The sequence below is a fragment of the Variovorax sp. efr-133-TYG-130 genome, from assembly GCF_030208835.1.
In the GTDB taxonomy this organism is placed as follows: domain Bacteria; phylum Pseudomonadota; class Gammaproteobacteria; order Burkholderiales; family Burkholderiaceae_C; genus Variovorax.
The window spans coordinates 12,249-27,029 of the sequence record NZ_JARVTD010000009.1 but is presented as its reverse complement, the minus strand read 5'-3'; the positions used below and the strand labels follow the sequence as shown (position 1 = coordinate 27,029).

General features: G+C 68.8%; 11 protein-coding genes. 3 read left to right on the top strand and 8 right to left on the bottom strand.

Annotated elements, in window-relative coordinates; genetic code table 11:
- Positions 1 to 5: 5 nt before the first annotated feature.
- Entirely contained in the window at positions 6 to 2,828 is a 2,823-nt protein-coding gene (locus tag QRN67_RS10570; RefSeq protein WP_285411712.1) for a LuxR C-terminal-related transcriptional regulator, read from the bottom strand.
- 142 nt (positions 2,829 to 2,970) lie between these two features.
- On the opposite strand from QRN67_RS10570, the gene QRN67_RS10565 reads away from it, so the two are divergent.
- A complete protein-coding gene (locus QRN67_RS10565; protein WP_285411711.1) occupies positions 2,971 to 4,533 on the top strand; it encodes a methyl-accepting chemotaxis protein in 1,563 nt (520 codons plus the stop codon).
- 33 nt (positions 4,534 to 4,566) lie between these two features.
- Here QRN67_RS10565 and QRN67_RS10560 read toward each other — a convergent pair whose 3' ends face one another.
- Both QRN67_RS10560 and nth read right to left on the bottom strand, forming a co-directional pair.
- Complete coding sequence (locus QRN67_RS10560; protein ID WP_285411709.1) at positions 4,567 to 5,421, bottom strand: Ivy family c-type lysozyme inhibitor; 855 nt, start codon at positions 5,419 to 5,421, stop codon at positions 4,567 to 4,569.
- A 25-nt stretch (positions 5,422 to 5,446) separates the two neighbouring features.
- Complete coding sequence (nth, locus tag QRN67_RS10555; protein ID WP_285411708.1) at positions 5,447 to 6,094, bottom strand: endonuclease III; 648 nt, start codon at positions 6,092 to 6,094, stop codon at positions 5,447 to 5,449.
- Positions 6,095 to 6,203: 109 nt separating this feature from the next.
- Between nth and QRN67_RS10550 the strand changes: the two genes are divergently transcribed.
- On the top strand, positions 6,204 to 7,391 hold the full coding sequence (locus tag QRN67_RS10550; protein ID WP_285411707.1) for an aminotransferase-like domain-containing protein: 1,188 nt from the start codon (positions 6,204 to 6,206) through the stop codon (positions 7,389 to 7,391).
- Between the two features lies 1 nt (position 7,392).
- Here the strand turns inward: QRN67_RS10550 and QRN67_RS10545 are convergent, their stop codons facing one another.
- Together QRN67_RS10545 and QRN67_RS10540 are read right to left on the bottom strand one after the other, a co-directional pair.
- A complete protein-coding gene (locus tag QRN67_RS10545; RefSeq protein WP_081267286.1) occupies positions 7,393 to 7,620 on the bottom strand; it encodes a hypothetical protein in 228 nt (75 codons plus the stop codon).
- Between the two features lie 66 nt (positions 7,621 to 7,686).
- Entirely contained in the window at positions 7,687 to 8,709 is a 1,023-nt protein-coding gene (locus tag QRN67_RS10540) for a histone deacetylase family protein (protein ID WP_285411706.1), read from the bottom strand.
- Between the two features lie 126 nt (positions 8,710 to 8,835).
- Here QRN67_RS10540 and QRN67_RS10535 point away from each other — a divergent pair, with 126 nt between their 5' ends.
- Positions 8,836 to 9,165, top strand: a complete 330-nt coding sequence (locus tag QRN67_RS10535) for a DUF6172 family protein (RefSeq protein ID WP_285411705.1) — start codon at positions 8,836 to 8,838, stop codon at positions 9,163 to 9,165.
- 13 nt (positions 9,166 to 9,178) lie between these two features.
- Here the strand turns inward: QRN67_RS10535 and QRN67_RS10530 are convergent, their stop codons facing one another.
- The 3 genes from QRN67_RS10530 to mfd form a co-directional block, all read right to left on the bottom strand.
- Positions 9,179 to 10,243, bottom strand: a complete 1,065-nt coding sequence (locus QRN67_RS10530; RefSeq protein WP_285411704.1) for an Ldh family oxidoreductase — start codon at positions 10,241 to 10,243, stop codon at positions 9,179 to 9,181.
- A gap of 255 nt (positions 10,244 to 10,498) precedes the next feature.
- Positions 10,499 to 11,212 carry a phosphoserine phosphatase SerB gene (gene serB, locus QRN67_RS10525; protein WP_285411703.1) on the bottom strand — a complete coding sequence of 238 codons (714 nt, stop codon included), beginning with the start codon at positions 11,210 to 11,212 and terminating at the stop codon, positions 10,499 to 10,501.
- On the bottom strand, positions 11,209 to 14,691 hold the full coding sequence (gene mfd, locus QRN67_RS10520; RefSeq protein ID WP_106934704.1) for a transcription-repair coupling factor: 3,483 nt from the start codon (positions 14,689 to 14,691) through the stop codon (positions 11,209 to 11,211). Before mfd ends, serB begins: the two co-directional genes overlap by 4 nt.
- Positions 14,692 to 14,781 lie beyond the last annotated feature (90 nt).

Below are 14,781 nucleotides of genomic sequence, written 5' to 3'. Positions count from 1 at the left end.
GGCGGCTACCTGCCGTCGTCGTCGCGCTCCGCCTCCTGCCGCATGCGCTGCGCGACGGCGCTGCGCCCGTGGGCGTCCAGCTTCATGTAGATGTTCTTCAGGTGCCACTTGACCGTGTCCAGCGACAGGCCGAGGGTCAGCGCGATCTTCTTGTTGGGCAGCGACTGCAGCAGCAGCTCGGCGATCTCGGCTTCGCGCAGCGTGAGCTGGCTGCTCGGCCGGCGGTCGTCCCTGAAGCGCGGCGCCGGCGCGGGCTCGGCGCTCGCGTCGCGTTGCGATTGCGCCAGCGCCTCGATGCGTTCGATGAAGAACGACAGCACCGGGTCGAGATTGGGAATCGTGGTCGCGGTGCGGATCAGCTCCAGGGCGTTGTCGTGCGCGCCGAGCAGTGTGGCCAGCAGCCCCAGCCTGTGGCCCAGGCGCAGGGCCGCGCACACGCGCGCCTTCGACGCTTCGGCGCGCCCGAGCCTGCGCTCGACCTCGGCCGCCTGGAGCTGGAGCGCGGCGACGAAGCCGATCTGCCCGCGTTGCCCGTAGCGGTGCGAGAGGGTTTCGATCTTCGCCAGCGTGGGCAGCAGTTCGCCGTCGTGCATCGCCAGCCAGATGCGCGCCTGCTCCACGACGTCGGCGATGCGCCGCAGGGTGCCGGGCTCGACGCCCGGGTGCCGGCTCTGCAGCACTTCCAGTTCCTGCAACGACGCCCGTGCCGCTTCGGCGTCCTTGCCCGCCAGCTGGATCCTGAATTGCTCCAGCAGCACGCAGGCCAGTGCGCGGTCCATGCCGAAGCGCCCCAGGAAGCTCGCGGCCTGCGCCAGGTGCTCCAGCGCCTCGCGCCGTCGGCCGGCGGCCTGCTGCGCGCGGTTCGACACGATGATCATGCGCAGGGCGGTGTCCGGAATCAGGCCGTCGGGCGCGCCCAGCTGTTCCTGGATGAAGCGCGCCGCCACCAGCGGACCGTGCTGCTCGTAGAGCACCTCTACCAGCAACTGCGCGGTCAGCCGCTCGGCCTCGGCGCAGCGCGCGCCGCGTTCCTGCGCTTCGTTCAGCACCTGGCGGTAGATGCGCTCCGCGCGGTGCATCTGGCCCTCGACGGCATACGACAGGCCGACGAGGCAGCGTCCCATCAGCGAACCGAACAGGGTGCCGACCATCGGTTCGCCGTCCACCCGCGGCGTGGGCTCGTCGCGCTGTATGCGCCGCGCCTGCTCGAACTCGCTGCGGTGCAGATAGAGCCAGGTGAGCACGTTGCGCCGTCCGGCCAGCGCGAAGTCGTCGGCTCCCGGCGGCGGGGCCAGCAGCTCCGGCAGCAGCCGCGAGAGCGCGTCGTTGTCGTCGTTGCGGATGGCGAGCAGGCAGCTCAGCAGCGTGAGCCGGTAGCGCATGTCCGGCGCTAGATCCGGCGCACGATCCGGCGCACGATCCGGCGTAGTGGCGCCCGCCTGTCCGCGCAGCCGCTCGATGCTGCGCGCGCAGTCGTCCAGGCGGTAGTCGGCCAGTTCGACCCAGGCCATCCAGAGAGCGAGATTGGTGTTGTCGCCGACGGTCCGGGCGTCGAGCTGGCGCACCAGCGCGATCACCTCGTTCATCCGGCCCTGGGTGAACAGGGCCGCCGCGCCGCGCTCGGCCAGCCGGGCGGCCGTCTCGCGGTGGCCGGCGGCCAGCGCATGCCGCACGGCCTGGTGGTGCAGGCCGCGCAGCGCGAACACCTGGCAGGCCGTGGCATGCACCCGCAGGCGCTCCGCCTCGGGCCAGGCCTCGAAGCGCGTCAGCAGCACGCTGCGCAGCAGCGGGTGCATGTGCCACCAGCGTTCGCGCGGCGGTGCGGCGTCTTGTGCTTCCAGCGGTTCGGGTGTTTCCGGCCCTTCCGGCGGGGAGGACAGCAGGCCTTCGCGCGCCAGCGGTTCCAGCAGCTCCGAGCACAGAGTGGGCGTGTAGCCGGCACCCGCCAGGTCGGCGCACAGCAGCGCGTTGAAGCGGGTGGCGGCGGCGCAGCAGGTGAGCAGGCGCAGTTGCGTGGCCGAAAGGCGGGAGAACACGTGCGCGTGGAAGTACGCGGCAAAGGGCTCGGGGTCGGGCACGCCGTGGACCAGGGGCGACGACTGCACCCCGCGCCGCCGGCGCACGTCGGCGCTGGCCAGCCGCAACAGGGCCGGCCATCCTTCGGTGAGCCGGTGGATCGCCGTGGCGGCGCGTTCGTCCAGGTCGGGCAGGCGCATGCCGAGGTAATCGATCGACTCCGCAAGGCTGAAGCGCAGGTCGTCCCTGCGCAGCTCCAGCACCGTCTTGGAGCCCGGGGTGTGCGCCAGCGTCATCGGCAGCTCTTGCTGGCTCGCGAAGACGCACAGCAGGTTGGGCGGCGCGTATTCGACGAGCAGTTGCAGCGCGTGCAGCACGTTCTCGCTCTGCGCGCAGTGCACGTCGTCCACGATCAGCACCACCTTGCGGCCGTGCGCGGCGATGCCCCGCACCAGCGCGATGACCAGCCGCTCGATGGCGTAGGCATCGGGGCGGGCGTGTGCCACCGCCTGCCGGGTGATGGCGGCATCGATGGCGCCCAGTGCCGCCATCAGGGCGGTCATGAAATGCAGGTCGCCCTCGGGAACGTCGGCGAGCCTGAGCCAGGCGATATCGGTTTCCGCCGAGACCAGCTCGCGCTGCCATGTGAGCAGGAGCGAACTCTTGCCGAAGCCGGCGGGCGCCCGAAGCACGACACAGCGGCGCGTGCCCGGCCCGGCGAGCCGGTCGAGCAGGCTCTGGCGGACCAGCAGCCGGCGGCTGCGGCTGCGGGCGCGCAGTGCGGTCGCGCCGGGGGAGAGGTCGGATTGCATCCGTGTGAATTTTCATTCATCCGGCGCCCGCTGAAACACATGTATCCGGGTTTGCCCATCCCACCCTTCAGGGGTGGGGTGGCGCATGCCGGGGCCGCCGATGACGAAAGGGAGACCACGCAACTTTTTTTGAGGAAGCCACATGCTCGATCTTTCGAATCTCAGGATTGGAGCCCGCCTCGGGCTGGGTTTTGCGCTGTTGCTGCTGCTCCAGCTGGTCATCACCGGCATCGGCCTGCACCAGATGGCCAATCTTTCGCAGCGCATCGCCTTCGCGACCGAGGTCGGCCAGCGCAAGCTCGACGAGCTCAACAGCGTGCAGTCCGCCATCGGCAAGCGCGCCATCGCGGCGCGCAACCTGGCGCTGGTGAAAGACTCGGCCGGGCAGAAAGGAGACATGGAGCTCGTCGGCAGTTCGCAGCGCGAGATCGACGCCGGCCTGCAGGGCATGGCCGCGGTGATGGCCGACCCGGCCGCCTCGACCCCGGAGGAGCGCCAGATGCTCGAGAAGCTGCGCGCGCTCGAGGCGCAGTACCTGCCCATTGCCGGCAACGTGGTCGCGCTCGCCACCTCGCACCAGACCGAGGCGGCAGTCAGGGTGCTGACCCAGGAATGCATGCCGCTGCTGAACCAGGTGCTGGCGCATGTCGCGGCCTTCCAGGCGCAGCTGAAGAAAAGCGCGGACGAAAGCACCGCATCGATCCAGGCCGCGTACCAGCGCGCCAAGTGGCTGATCGTGTGGATCAGCTGCGCCTCGTTGGTCGGCGGGCTGCTGCTGGCGTTTCGCATGACGCGCTCGATCACGCGGCCGCTCGGGCAGGCGGTGACGGTGGCGCAGCAGGTGGCGTCGGGCGACCTGACGGCGCGCATCGAGGTGGCCGATTCCTCGGAATCCGGCATGCTGATGCGCGCGCTGCGCTCCATGAACGACGAGCTGGCCAAGGTGGTGGGGCAGGTGCGCGACGGCACCGATTCCATCGCCACGGCGTCGAGCCAGATCGCCTCGGGCAATCGCGACCTGTCTTCGCGCACCGAGGCTCAGGCCAGCTCGCTGGAGCAGACGGCGGCCTCCATGCAGGAGCTGACCTCCACCGTCAAGCAGAACGCCGACAACGCACGGCTGGCCAACCAGCTGGCCGACTCGGCCTCGCAGGTGGCTTCGCGTGGCGGCGCGGTGGTGGACCAGGTGGTGGAGAAGATGGCGTCCATCAACGCCTCGTCGCGCAAGGTGGTGGAGATCATCGGCGTGATCGACGGCATCTCGTTCCAGACCAACATCCTCGCGCTGAACGCGGCGGTGGAGGCGGCGCGTGCCGGCGAGCAGGGGCGGGGCTTCGCGGTGGTGGCGTCGGAGGTGCGCAGTCTGGCGCAGCGCTCGGCGGCGGCCGCGAAGGAAATCAAGACGCTGATCGGCGACTCGGTGGGCGAGGTCGCGGCCGGCAGCACGCTGGTCAATGAAGCCGGCAAGACCATGGAAGAGATCATGGGCAGCGTGCGGCGGGTGACGGACATCATGGCGGAGATCACCGCGGCCAGCCAGGAGCAGTCGGCCGGCATCGAGCAGGTCAACGACGCCATCAAGCAGATGGACCGCACCACGCAGCAGAACGCCGCGTTGGTCGAGCAGGCCTCGGCCGCCGCGCAGTCGATGAACGATCAGGCCGCGGGCCTGGTGCATGCGGTGCGCATGTTCAAGCTGGCCTGAGTGCCGCCTGGAGCGGCCCGGGGCGGGCGCCGCTCAGCTCTTCTTGCGCCACTGCTCGCGCCACAGCTTGTCGAGCTGGGGCGCGAGCGCGGCGGGCGGCGTGCCCACCAGCCGGTTCCTGCCGCCGCGCTGCACCAGGCCGTAGATGCGGCCCGAGCCCTGGTCGTACAGGGCGATGGCGTTGTTGTCGTAGCAATCGTGCGGCTTGCAGAAGGCGTGCAGCAGGTAGCGCGTGCCGTCGACCGTCACCCATTGGGGTTCCGGCGCCGGGCCCTCGCGGCGCACCAGCCAGCGGTCGGTTTCGCGCGTGCCGAGTGCGGCGCGCCAGGCCTTCTGCATGGCCGGCCCCTGCGCGAGCGCGGCGGGGCTGCCTGTGGGCGGCGCCGGCTGCTTCGCCGGCACGGCGGCTTCGGCCGGCGGCGGCACGGCGCGCGCGGCGCCGTCGCAGCGCCAGTAGCGCAGCTTCATCATGTCGGGGCCGAGCTGGCCGGCAACGGGCTTTTCGGCGTCCAGCGTGATCGACTGGCCGCGCGCCTCGCGGTAGACCAGGAAGTTCAGGGCGCCGGCCTTGGGCACGCTGCTCATCAGCGCCACGTCGAAGTTGGGCGGGGGCGGGCTGTTGCCGAAGAAGCTGTGGGCCGTCTGCGGTGCGGTGCCGACCACGCGGCGCTTGCCGCTTTCGGCGATCAGCATGTCGGCGTGCACCTGCACGGTGGGTGCGGCGGCGTTGGCGCAGTCGGTCGACCAGCGCCCGCCGTATTGCGCCATCGCATCGGCGCCCAGGCCGGGCGATGCGGCCTGCGACCACGACACGGCCGGCAAGCAGGCGGCCATGCCGAGCAGGACGGTGGCCAGGAGCGCGCGGGACGGGTGCTTCTTCATTGTCATTCGGTGTGTCGTCGGATGTGTTTCTTCAGGCCGTCTTCGGCGCGGGTGTCTTGGGCTTGTAGTCGCAGAAGGTGGCGACCGCGCATTCCCAGCAACGCGGCTTGCGCGCAACGCAGACGTAGCGTCCGTGCAGGATGAGCCAGTGATGCGCGTGCAGCCGGTACTGCAGTGGGACGCGCTTCTCCAGCTTGAGTTCCACCTCCAGCGGCGTCTTGCCCGGCGCGAGCCCGGTGCGGTTGCCCATGCGGAAGATGTGAGTGTCGACCGCGATGGTGGCCTCGCCGAAGGCCACGTTCAGCACCACGTTGGCGGTCTTGCGGCCAACGCCGGGCAGCGCTTCCAGCTCGGCGCGGGTGCGCGGCACTTCGCCGCCGTGCTGCTCCACCAGCATGCGGCATGTCTCGATCAGGTGCCTGGCCTTGCTGCGGTACAGGCCGATGGTCTTGATGTATTCCTCCAGCCCCTCCACGCCGAGGTCGAGGATGGCCTGCGGCGTGTTCGCCGCCGGGAACAGCTTGCGCGTGGCCTTGTTCACGCCCACGTCGGTGGCCTGCGCGGACAGCAGCACGGCGGCCAGCAGCTCGAAGGGCGTGGTGTATTCGAGTTCGGTCTGGGGTTCCGGGTTGGCCGCCTGCAGCGTGGCGAAGAAGAGCGGGATGTTTTCTTTTTTCATGGGGCGGAGGTCGGCGTTAGCGCAATATATCGTTGAAAGGCCAAAGCCTTACGCAGCTTTATTGCCCGCGGCTTTCGCGACAATGGCACCCCAGAAAGAGAGCCAAACCATGCAATTCGCCTCCCGACTCGACAACGTCGAGACCTCCGCCATCCGCGAACTCTTCAAGCTGCTGGGCAAGCCCGGCATCATCAGCTTCGCGGGCGGCTTCCCTGACAGCGCCATGTTCGACGTCGAGGGCCTCAAGGAGGCGAGCAACAAGGCACTCACCGAAGAACCCGGCGGCGCGCTGCAATACGGCGCCACCGAAGGCTACGAGCCGCTGCGCACGCAGCTGAGCGCCTTCATGAAGACCAAGGGCGTCGAGGTCGACCCCGCCGGCCTGATCGTCACCACCGGCAGCCAGCAGGCGCTGGACCTGCTGGGCAAGACCATGATCTCGCCCGGCGACAAGGTGATCGTCGAGGGCCCGACCTTCCTGGCCACCATCCAGTGCTTCCGCCTGTACGGCGCGCAGCTCATCAGCGCACCCATCGACGCCAACGGCGTGAAGACCGACGAGCTCGAGAAGCTCATCGCCGAGCACAAGCCCAAGTTTGTCTACCTGATTCCCACCTTCGGCAACCCCAGCGGCGCCATGCTGAGCCTGGAGCGCCGCAAGAAGGTGCTCGAGCTGGCCGTGAAGTACCAGACCCTGATCGTCGAGGACGACCCCTACGGCGACCTGTACTTCGGCGAAGCCCCGCCGCCGTCGATCATGGCCCTGAGCAAGGACGTGCCCGGCAGCCGCGAGCTGCTGGCGCACTGCGGCAGCCTGAGCAAGGTGCTGAGCCCGGGCCTTCGCATCGGCTGGATGATCGCCCCGCCCGAGCTGCTGGCCAAGGCCACCATGTGCAAGCAGTTCAGCGATGCGCACACCAGCACCTTCTCGCAAGCCACGGCGGCCCAGTACCTCAAGAGCGGCCGCATGCCCGCCACGCTGGCGCACGTGCGCGAGGTGTACGGCCAGCGCGCGCAGGCCATGGGCAATGCGCTCAAGCGCGAACTGGGCGACGCGGTGAGCTTCACCCAGCCCAACGGCGGCCTGTTCTTCTGGGCGCGCCTCACGGGCGCCAACGGCAAGCTGGCCGATGCGAACGAACTGGCCAAGCGCGCCATCGAGAAGCTCGTGGCCTTCGTGCCCGGCGCGCCGTTCTTCGCCGAGAAGCCCGACGTGGCCACGCTGCGCCTGAGCTTCGCGACGGCCGACGTGGCCAAGATCGAAGAGGGCGTGAAGCGCCTGGGTCAGGCGCTGTAAATCACGGCGAGCGGTGCAGCCGGGGGGCTGCGAGCAGCTCCAGGTTGTCCGCAATGGCCGCATCCACGTTCGGATAGCGGCCTTTCATTTTCGAGAGCGTCATGATGGTCTGCAGCGCCTTCAGGTCCTTGACCGAGGGCGCGACCTTGATCTGCGCGATGGCTGCGGTGGGGTTGCCACCGTTGATCAATGCCATCACCTTGCTTGCCCAGTCGTTTGCGCGCGCCATGTCTTCACCTGCTTCCATTCGAAGCGCCGACTGTACACAGCGCGGCGGCCGCCGCCGCCAAGACCATCACGCGATATCCGCGAATCCCCCGAAGAAGGCGCTTGCGTTGGCTTCCAGGCTCTCGAGGTGATAGCCGCCTTCCTGCACGATCAGCGTCGGCAGGCCCAGCGCGCCCACGGCCTTGCCCAGCCGGGCGAAGCCCTCGGTCGTCACCGCCACCTGCGACTGCGGATCGTCCTTGTAGATGTCGAAGCCCAGCGCCAGAACCAGCGCATCGGGCGCGAAGCGCCGCAGCACCTGCGTTGCGTCGTCGAGCCGCTCGAAGAAGACCGCCTCCGGTGCGCCGTGCGGCATCGGGAAGTTGACGTTGAAGCCTTCGCCCTCGTCCGCGCCGCGCTCGTCCTCGTAGCCGGCCACGGCCGGGTAGAAGTTGGTCGGGTCGCCGTGGATCGACACGTACATCACGTCGCTGCGCCCGTAGAAGATCTCCTGTATGCCCTGTCCATGGTGCATGTCGGTGTCGAGCACCGCCACGCGAGCGAAGCGCCCGCGCAATGCCTGGGCGGCTATGGCGGCATTGTTGAGGTAGCAGAAGCCGCCGGCCGCATCGACGCGGGCGTGGTGGCCGGGAGGGCGGCACAGCGCATAGGCCGCGCGGGCGCCGCCGGTGATGGCCGCCGCGCCGGCCACCGCGCTCTGGGCCGACCAGTACGCCGAACGCCAGGTCTCGGCCCCGACCGGGCAACTGCCGTCGGCCAGGTAGCGCGCCGCCTTGGCCAGGATGCCGCGCAGGCGGTTGGGCTCGCGTACGTAGACGTTCGACATCACCTCGTCGCCCCAGTCGGGCGGCATCTGCTTCCATTCGCCGTGGGCTTCCTCGAGAAAGCGCAGGTAGTCGCCGCTGTGCACGGCGGCCAAGGGCGCCATGCCGGCATCGCCCGGCGTCCGGAGGTCGAAGCCGAGCGACTGCACGGCGGCGACGAGCCGCAGCGCGCGCTCCGGAATTTCCTGCGGGGTGCGCATCTGCCCGCGCGACAGGTAGCTGCGCGGGTGGTGCAGCAGTTGCTCCGGATGAAAGAAGGTCAGCATGGGTGAATCGGCATGGCCGCCGCGGGATCTGTTGCCTGGCAGCCATGGTAGCGAGCAAGATCGGTGCCCATCCGGGGCATCGGGCGGTGCCGGATTCGGCGGCTTTCACATTGGTTACGATCACCCATGAGAAAAACCTTTCAGCTTCAGGTCGAGGGCAAGCACCCCGACCGTCTCCTCGAAGCCATCAAGCACGAGATCCGCAAGTACATCAAGCGCGAGCGGCGGCGCGAATTGCCCGAAGGCGCCGACTTCTGGGACTTCGACTGCAAGTTCGGCACGGCCGAGGAATCGGCCGAAGTCGTCCACCTCTCGGCCATCACCGGCCTGATCGACGGCGTGGTCAAGGACGGCGGCAGGCAGTTCTATGTCGAGGTCGTGGCCAAGCCCGGCAAGCGCAAGCCGCGGCCCGCGGGCGAAGCCGCTCCCGGCTCTTTAGAAACCGAAGAAGACTGAGCCTGCCTCCGGTCTAGACCAGCGCCTGCGCCAGCCGCAGGCCGTAGCGCTGCTCGGCATCGTGCAGCGCACGCGCGATCGACGGGTGCAGCCGCACCCCGTTCCTCGATTGCGCATCCCGACGCTTCAGACCGCCTTCGCCCGGCAGCCGCACAGGCTTGGCCAGGTCGATCGGCGTGTTGGCGCGGCACTGCGCGGCCACGTGGTCCATCTGGCGCAGGAAGGCTTCCTTGCCGCCGAAGGCGTCCAGGTCGTGCAGCGTGATGTGCACCGTGGCGCCCCAGCCTTCGGGCGGGTCGGCCCGGCCGTGGCCCGCGAGGCCGGCGGTGAGCGTCTCGACCAGCAGCGCCATGCCGTAGCCCTTGTGGCCGTAGCTCAGGCCGCCCACAGGCAGCAGCGTGCCGGGCGGCTGGTCGAACAGCACCTGCGGGTCGTTCGACGGCTTGCCGGCGGCGTCGATCAGCCATTCCTCGGCGAAGGTCTCGCCGGCGGCGCGCTTGCGGTTGCTCATGCCGTTGGTGGTGATGGACGCCGAGATGTCGACCATCACGCCGCCCTGCGACAGCGGAAAGCCCATGGCCAGCGGATTGGGCGTGAACACGGCTTGCGTGCCGCCGAAGGGCGCGACGCTGGCGGTGTTGGGGTCGGAGCAGGCGAGCAGCATGAGCATGTCTTCCTGCAGCGCGCGCAGCATGTAGACGGCGAGGCAGGCGATGTGGTGGCTGCGGCGGATGACGAGCGAGGCGGTGCCCAGTTCCCGCGCGCGCGGCACCAGCAGGTCCATGCCCTGGTCCATGAGCCAGGGGCCGGGCAGTCGCTTGCCGTCCCACAGCACGGCGGCGGGGCGGTCGGACAGCACTTCGGGTGTGCCGTCGCGGGTCATGCCGCCCGATTCCAGTTCCTTCACATACCCGGCCAGCAGCGCGAGGCCGTGGGTGTCGTGGCCCAGCAGATCGCCTTCGACCAGGGTGCGGGCCACGCTGTCGGCCTTGGATGCTTCGAGCCCGGCTTTCTGGAGGAGGGCGCTGGCGTAGTCCTTGAGGGCGTCGGCGTTGTAGAGCGGGGTGGTGTCGGTCATGTTGTCTCGTCGTGTTGTTTGCTGTTGTTCAGGGCTGGTGCGCAGGCCATCGGGTACTCCCCTCCGCGAATGTCCCCGGCGCCCTGCGCACATGGGCGCTTCCGTTGTGCCGGCCGATCAACAAGTGCGCTGAACGATCACGCTGGCGGGGTGCTCTGCGCAGCGAAATAAAGGAGGAGGCCGCAGGCCGGGGGACATTCGCGGAGCAGAGTACCCCGTCGGCGGGAGCGCGCCCCGAGTCACGCCCCCAAAATCTCATCGCAGTATTTCGAGAACGCGGTCCAGGCCGCCTTCATTGATCGCGACCATCGACTGCTCGCGCACCTTCGGCTTCGCGTGGTAGGCCACGGAGAGACCAGCTTCGCCCATCATCGGCAGGTCGTTGGCACCGTCTCCGACGGCGATAGTTTCCTGCGGCGAGATGCCCATGAGCGAAGCCACCTCCAGCAGCGTGCGGCGTTTCTCGGCACCGTCGCAGATGTCGCCCCAGCTTTGCGTGACGACCTCGCCGGTGAGCTTGCCGTCGGCTTCGTCGAGCAGGTTGGAACGCGCGAAGTCGATCGCCAGGCGCTCCTTCACGCGATTCGCAAAAAAAGTGAAGCCGCCCGACACCAGCAGCACCTTTAGGCCGGCCTTCCTGCAGGCCGCGACCAGCTCGCTCGCGCCCGGGTTGAGCTTCAGCCGCTCGTCGTACACCTGCTGCAGCGCCTCGACCGGCACGCCCTCGAGCAGCGCCACGCGGCGGCGCAGGCTCTCCTTGAAGTCCTTGATCTCGCCGCGCATCGTGGCTTCGGTGATGGCCGCCACTTCGGCCTTCTTGCCGACCGCGTCGGCGATCTCGTCGATGCACTCGATGTTGATCAGCGTCGAGTCCATGTCGAACGCGATCAGCTTGAAGTCGGCCAGCTTCAGCGGCGGCTTCACGCGCTGGATGACCAGGCCGGGGGAGATTTCTTGAATGGCGCTCATGCGGTGGCGGTTTCCTTGACGATGGGTTGGCCCAGGCTGCGCAGCACGTCGCGCACCAGTTGGGCCCGGTCTTTCGGCTCTTTCAGTTCGCGCTCGATGCGCAGCTTCTCGTTGCCGGCGAGCTTGATGTGCTTGTTCTTCTGGATCAGCTGGATGATGGCCATGCCGTCGACCGGCGCGTCTTTCCTGAAGGTGATGTTGATGATGCCCGGCGCGGCATCGACCTTCACCACGCCGTAGGGCCGCGCCAGCACGCGCAGGCGGTGCGTGTCGATCAGCGTCTGCGCCTGCGGCGGCAGCTTGCCGAAGCGGTCGACGATTTCCTCGAGCAGCGTGTCGATCTGGTCGGGCGTCTTCGCGGTGGCCAGCTTCTTGTAGAACGACAGCCGCAGGTGCACGTCGCCGCAGTAGTCGTCGGGCAGCAGGGCGGGGGCGTGCAGGTTGATCTCGGTGGTGACCGACAGCGGCGACAGCAGGTCGGGCTCCTGGCCGGCCTTGAGCGCGCGCACGGCCTCGCTGAGCATCTCGTTGTAGAGCTGGAAGCCGATCTCCATCATGTTGCCGCTCTGGCTTTCGCCGAGCACCTCGCCGGTGCCGCGGATCTCCAGGTCGTGCATGGCCAGGTAGAAGCCGGAACCCAGCTCTTCCATCTGCTGGATGGCGTCGAGCCGCTGTGCCGCCTGCTTGGTCAGGCCCTCCGTGTCGGGCACCATGAGGTAGGCATACGCCTGGTGGTGCGAACGGCCGACGCGGCCGCGCAGCTGGTGCAGCTGCGCCAGGCCGAACTTGTCGGCGCGGCTCATCACGATGGTGTTGGCGGTCGGCACGTCGATGCCGGTCTCGATGATGGTCGAGCACAGCAGCAGGTTGTAGCGCTGCGCCACGAAGTCGCGCATCACGCGCTCCAGCTCGCGCTCGGGCATCTGGCCGTGGGCCACGGCGATGCGGGCCTCGGGCAGGATTTCCTCGAGCTTCTGGCGGCGGTTCTCGATGGTCTCGACCTCGTTGTGCAGGAAGTAGACCTGCCCGCCGCGCTTGAGCTCGCGCAGCACGGCTTCGCGGATCACGCCGGTGCCTTCGTTGCGCACGAAGGTCTTGATGGCAAGCCGCCGCTGCGGCGCGGTGGCGATCACGCTCAGGTCGCGCAGGCCTTCCAGCGCCATGCCCAGCGTGCGCGGAATCGGCGTGGCGGTGAGCGTGAGCACGTCGACCTCGGCGCGCATGGCCTTCATCGCCTCTTTATGGCGCACGCCGAAGCGGTGTTCCTCGTCGATGATGAGCAGGCCCAGGTTCTTGAACTTGACCGACTGCGAAAGCAGCTTGTGCGTGCCGACCACGATGTCGACCTGGCCCTCGGCCAGCCCCTTGGCGGCGGCGGTGATTTCCTTGGCGGAGCGGAAGCGGCTCATTTCCGCCACCTTCACCGGCCACTTGGCGAAGCGGTCGACCAGCGTCTGGTAGTGCTGCTCGGCCAGCAGCGTGGTGGGCGCAAGGAAGGCCACCTGCTTGCCGCCGGTGACCGCGATGAAGGCGGCGCGCAGCGCCACTTCGGTCTTGCCGAAGCCCACGTCGCCGCACACCAGGCGGTCCATGGGCTGGGGCGAGATCATGTCCTGCACCACCGCATGGATCGCGGCCTTCTGGTCGGCGGTTTCCTGGAAGCCGAAGTCGTTGGCGAACACCTCGTAGTCGGCCGGCGAATAGCGGAAGGCGTGGCCCTCGCGCGCGGCGCGGCGGGCATAGATGTTGAGCAACTCGGCAGCCGAGTCGCGCACCTGCTCGGCAGCCTTGCGCTTGGCTTTGTCCCACTGGCCGGAGCCCAGCTTGTGCAGCGGTGCCTCGTCGGCGCTGACGCCGGTGTAGCGGCTGATCTGGTGCAACTGCGAGACCGGCACGTAGAGCGTGGCCTTGTCGGCGTACTCCAGGTGCAGCATTTCCTGCAGGAGGGGCTTGCCGTCGGGGCCGTTGCCCTGGCCCAGGTCCATGTGGATCAGGCCGCGGTAGCGGCCGATGCCGTGCGCGGTGTGGACCACCGGGTCGCCGACGTTCAGCTCCGACAGGTCCTTGATGAGCGCCTCGACGTCGCTGACCTGTTCCTGCTTCTTGTTGCGCCGGCGCGTGGTGGGCGCGGTGGCGAACAGCTCGGTTTCGGTGACGAGGTCGATGCCTTGCTCGCGCCACGCGAAGCCCGACGCCAGCGCGGCGGTGGCGATGCCGACTTTCTCGTCGGCGGAGGCTTCGAATTCGGCCAGCGAGTCGAAGGCCGGCGGGTTCACGCCGCTGGCGCGCAGGAAGTCGAGCAGGCTCTCGCGGCGGCCGTCGCTCTCGGCGATCAGCAGCACGCGGTGCGGCGTCTTCGCGATGTGCGCCTTGAGGCCGACCAGCGGGTCTTCGGCGCCGCGCACCACGGCGAACGGCGGCAGTTTGTCGAACTCGGCGTAGGGCGCTTCGGTGGGCACGTCGCCACGGATGGCGAGCTGCGCATGGGGCTTGGCGCGCTGGTAGAACTGCTCGGCGTTCAGGAACAGCGCTTCGGGCGGCAGCGCCGGGCGTTCGGGGTCGCCCTGCACCAGCCGGTAGCGCTCGTTGGTGTCCTGCCAGAAGTGCTGGAACGCGGGCTCCAGGTCGCCGTGCAGCACCACGGTGGCGTCGGGGCCGAGGTAGTCGAACACCGTGGCCGTCTCGTCGAAGAACAGCGGCAGGTAGTACTCGATGCCGGCGGTGGCCACGCCGTTGCCCATGTCCTTGTAGATGCGGCTCTTGGTCGGGTCGCCTTCCAGCAGCTCGCGCCAGCGGCCCCGGAAGCGCCCGCGCGCGTCGTCGTCCATCGGGAACTCGCGGCCCGGCAGCAGGCGCACCTCGGGCACGGGGTAGAGGCTGCGCTGGGTGTCGGGATCGAAGGTGCGGATGGAATCGATCTCGTCGTCGAACAGGTCGACGCGGAAGGGCACCGGCGAGCCCATGGGGAACAGGTCGATCAGCCCGCCGCGCACCGCATATTCGCCGGGGCTCACCACCTGCGTCACGTGGCTGTAGCCGGCCAGCGTGAGCTGGGCCTTGAGCTTCGATTCCTCGAGCTTCTGCTTGGCCTTGAAGTGGAAGGTGTAGCCGGCCAGGAAGGACGGCGGCGCCAGCCGGTAGAGCGCGGTGGTGGCGGGCACCAGCACCACGTCGGCTTCCTTCTGGCTGATGCGCCAGAGGGTGGCCAGGCGCTCGCTGATCAGGTCCTGGTGGGGCGAGAAGCTGTCGTAGGGCAGCGTCTCCCAGTCGGGGAACAGGGCGCAGCGCAGGTCGGGCGCGAAGAAGGCGATCTCGTCGATCAGGCGCTGGGCGTCGTTGGCATCGGCGGTGAACATCGCCGTGGCGCGCCCGGCGGCTTTCTCGCGCATGGCCAGCTGCGCCAGCAGCAGTGCATCGGCCGACAACGGGGGACGCGGCAGCGTGAAACGCTTGCCCGCCGTGAGGTGGGGGAGGTCCATGTAACGCTTAGGAAATGCACAACACCCCGCGCCGGCTGGCGAGGGGTGTGCGAGGGGCAATTCTAGAATGGCGGCCCTTCATCCGCTTGT

Excerpts from the sequence above, each read along its gene's own strand:
- QRN67_RS10570 (WP_285411712.1), bottom strand. The coding sequence starts at position 2,828 with ATGCAATCCGACCTCTCCCCCGGCGCGACCGCACTGCGCGCCCGCAGC.
- QRN67_RS10565 (WP_285411711.1), top strand. The coding sequence starts at position 2,971 with ATGCTCGATCTTTCGAATCTCAGGATTGGAGCCCGCCTCGGGCTGGGT.
- QRN67_RS10560 (WP_285411709.1), bottom strand. The coding sequence starts at position 5,421 with ATGACAATGAAGAAGCACCCGTCCCGCGCGCTCCTGGCCACCGTCCTG.
- nth (WP_285411708.1), bottom strand. The coding sequence starts at position 6,094 with ATGAAAAAAGAAAACATCCCGCTCTTCTTCGCCACGCTGCAGGCGGCC.
- QRN67_RS10550 (WP_285411707.1), top strand. The coding sequence starts at position 6,204 with ATGCAATTCGCCTCCCGACTCGACAACGTCGAGACCTCCGCCATCCGC.
- QRN67_RS10545 (WP_081267286.1), bottom strand. The coding sequence starts at position 7,620 with ATGGCGCGCGCAAACGACTGGGCAAGCAAGGTGATGGCATTGATCAAC.
- QRN67_RS10540 (WP_285411706.1), bottom strand. The coding sequence starts at position 8,709 with ATGCTGACCTTCTTTCATCCGGAGCAACTGCTGCACCACCCGCGCAGC.
- QRN67_RS10535 (WP_285411705.1), top strand. The coding sequence starts at position 8,836 with ATGAGAAAAACCTTTCAGCTTCAGGTCGAGGGCAAGCACCCCGACCGT.
- QRN67_RS10530 (WP_285411704.1), bottom strand. The coding sequence starts at position 10,243 with ATGACCGACACCACCCCGCTCTACAACGCCGACGCCCTCAAGGACTAC.
- serB (WP_285411703.1), bottom strand. The coding sequence starts at position 11,212 with ATGAGCGCCATTCAAGAAATCTCCCCCGGCCTGGTCATCCAGCGCGTG.
- mfd (WP_106934704.1), bottom strand. The coding sequence starts at position 14,691 with ATGGACCTCCCCCACCTCACGGCGGGCAAGCGTTTCACGCTGCCGCGT.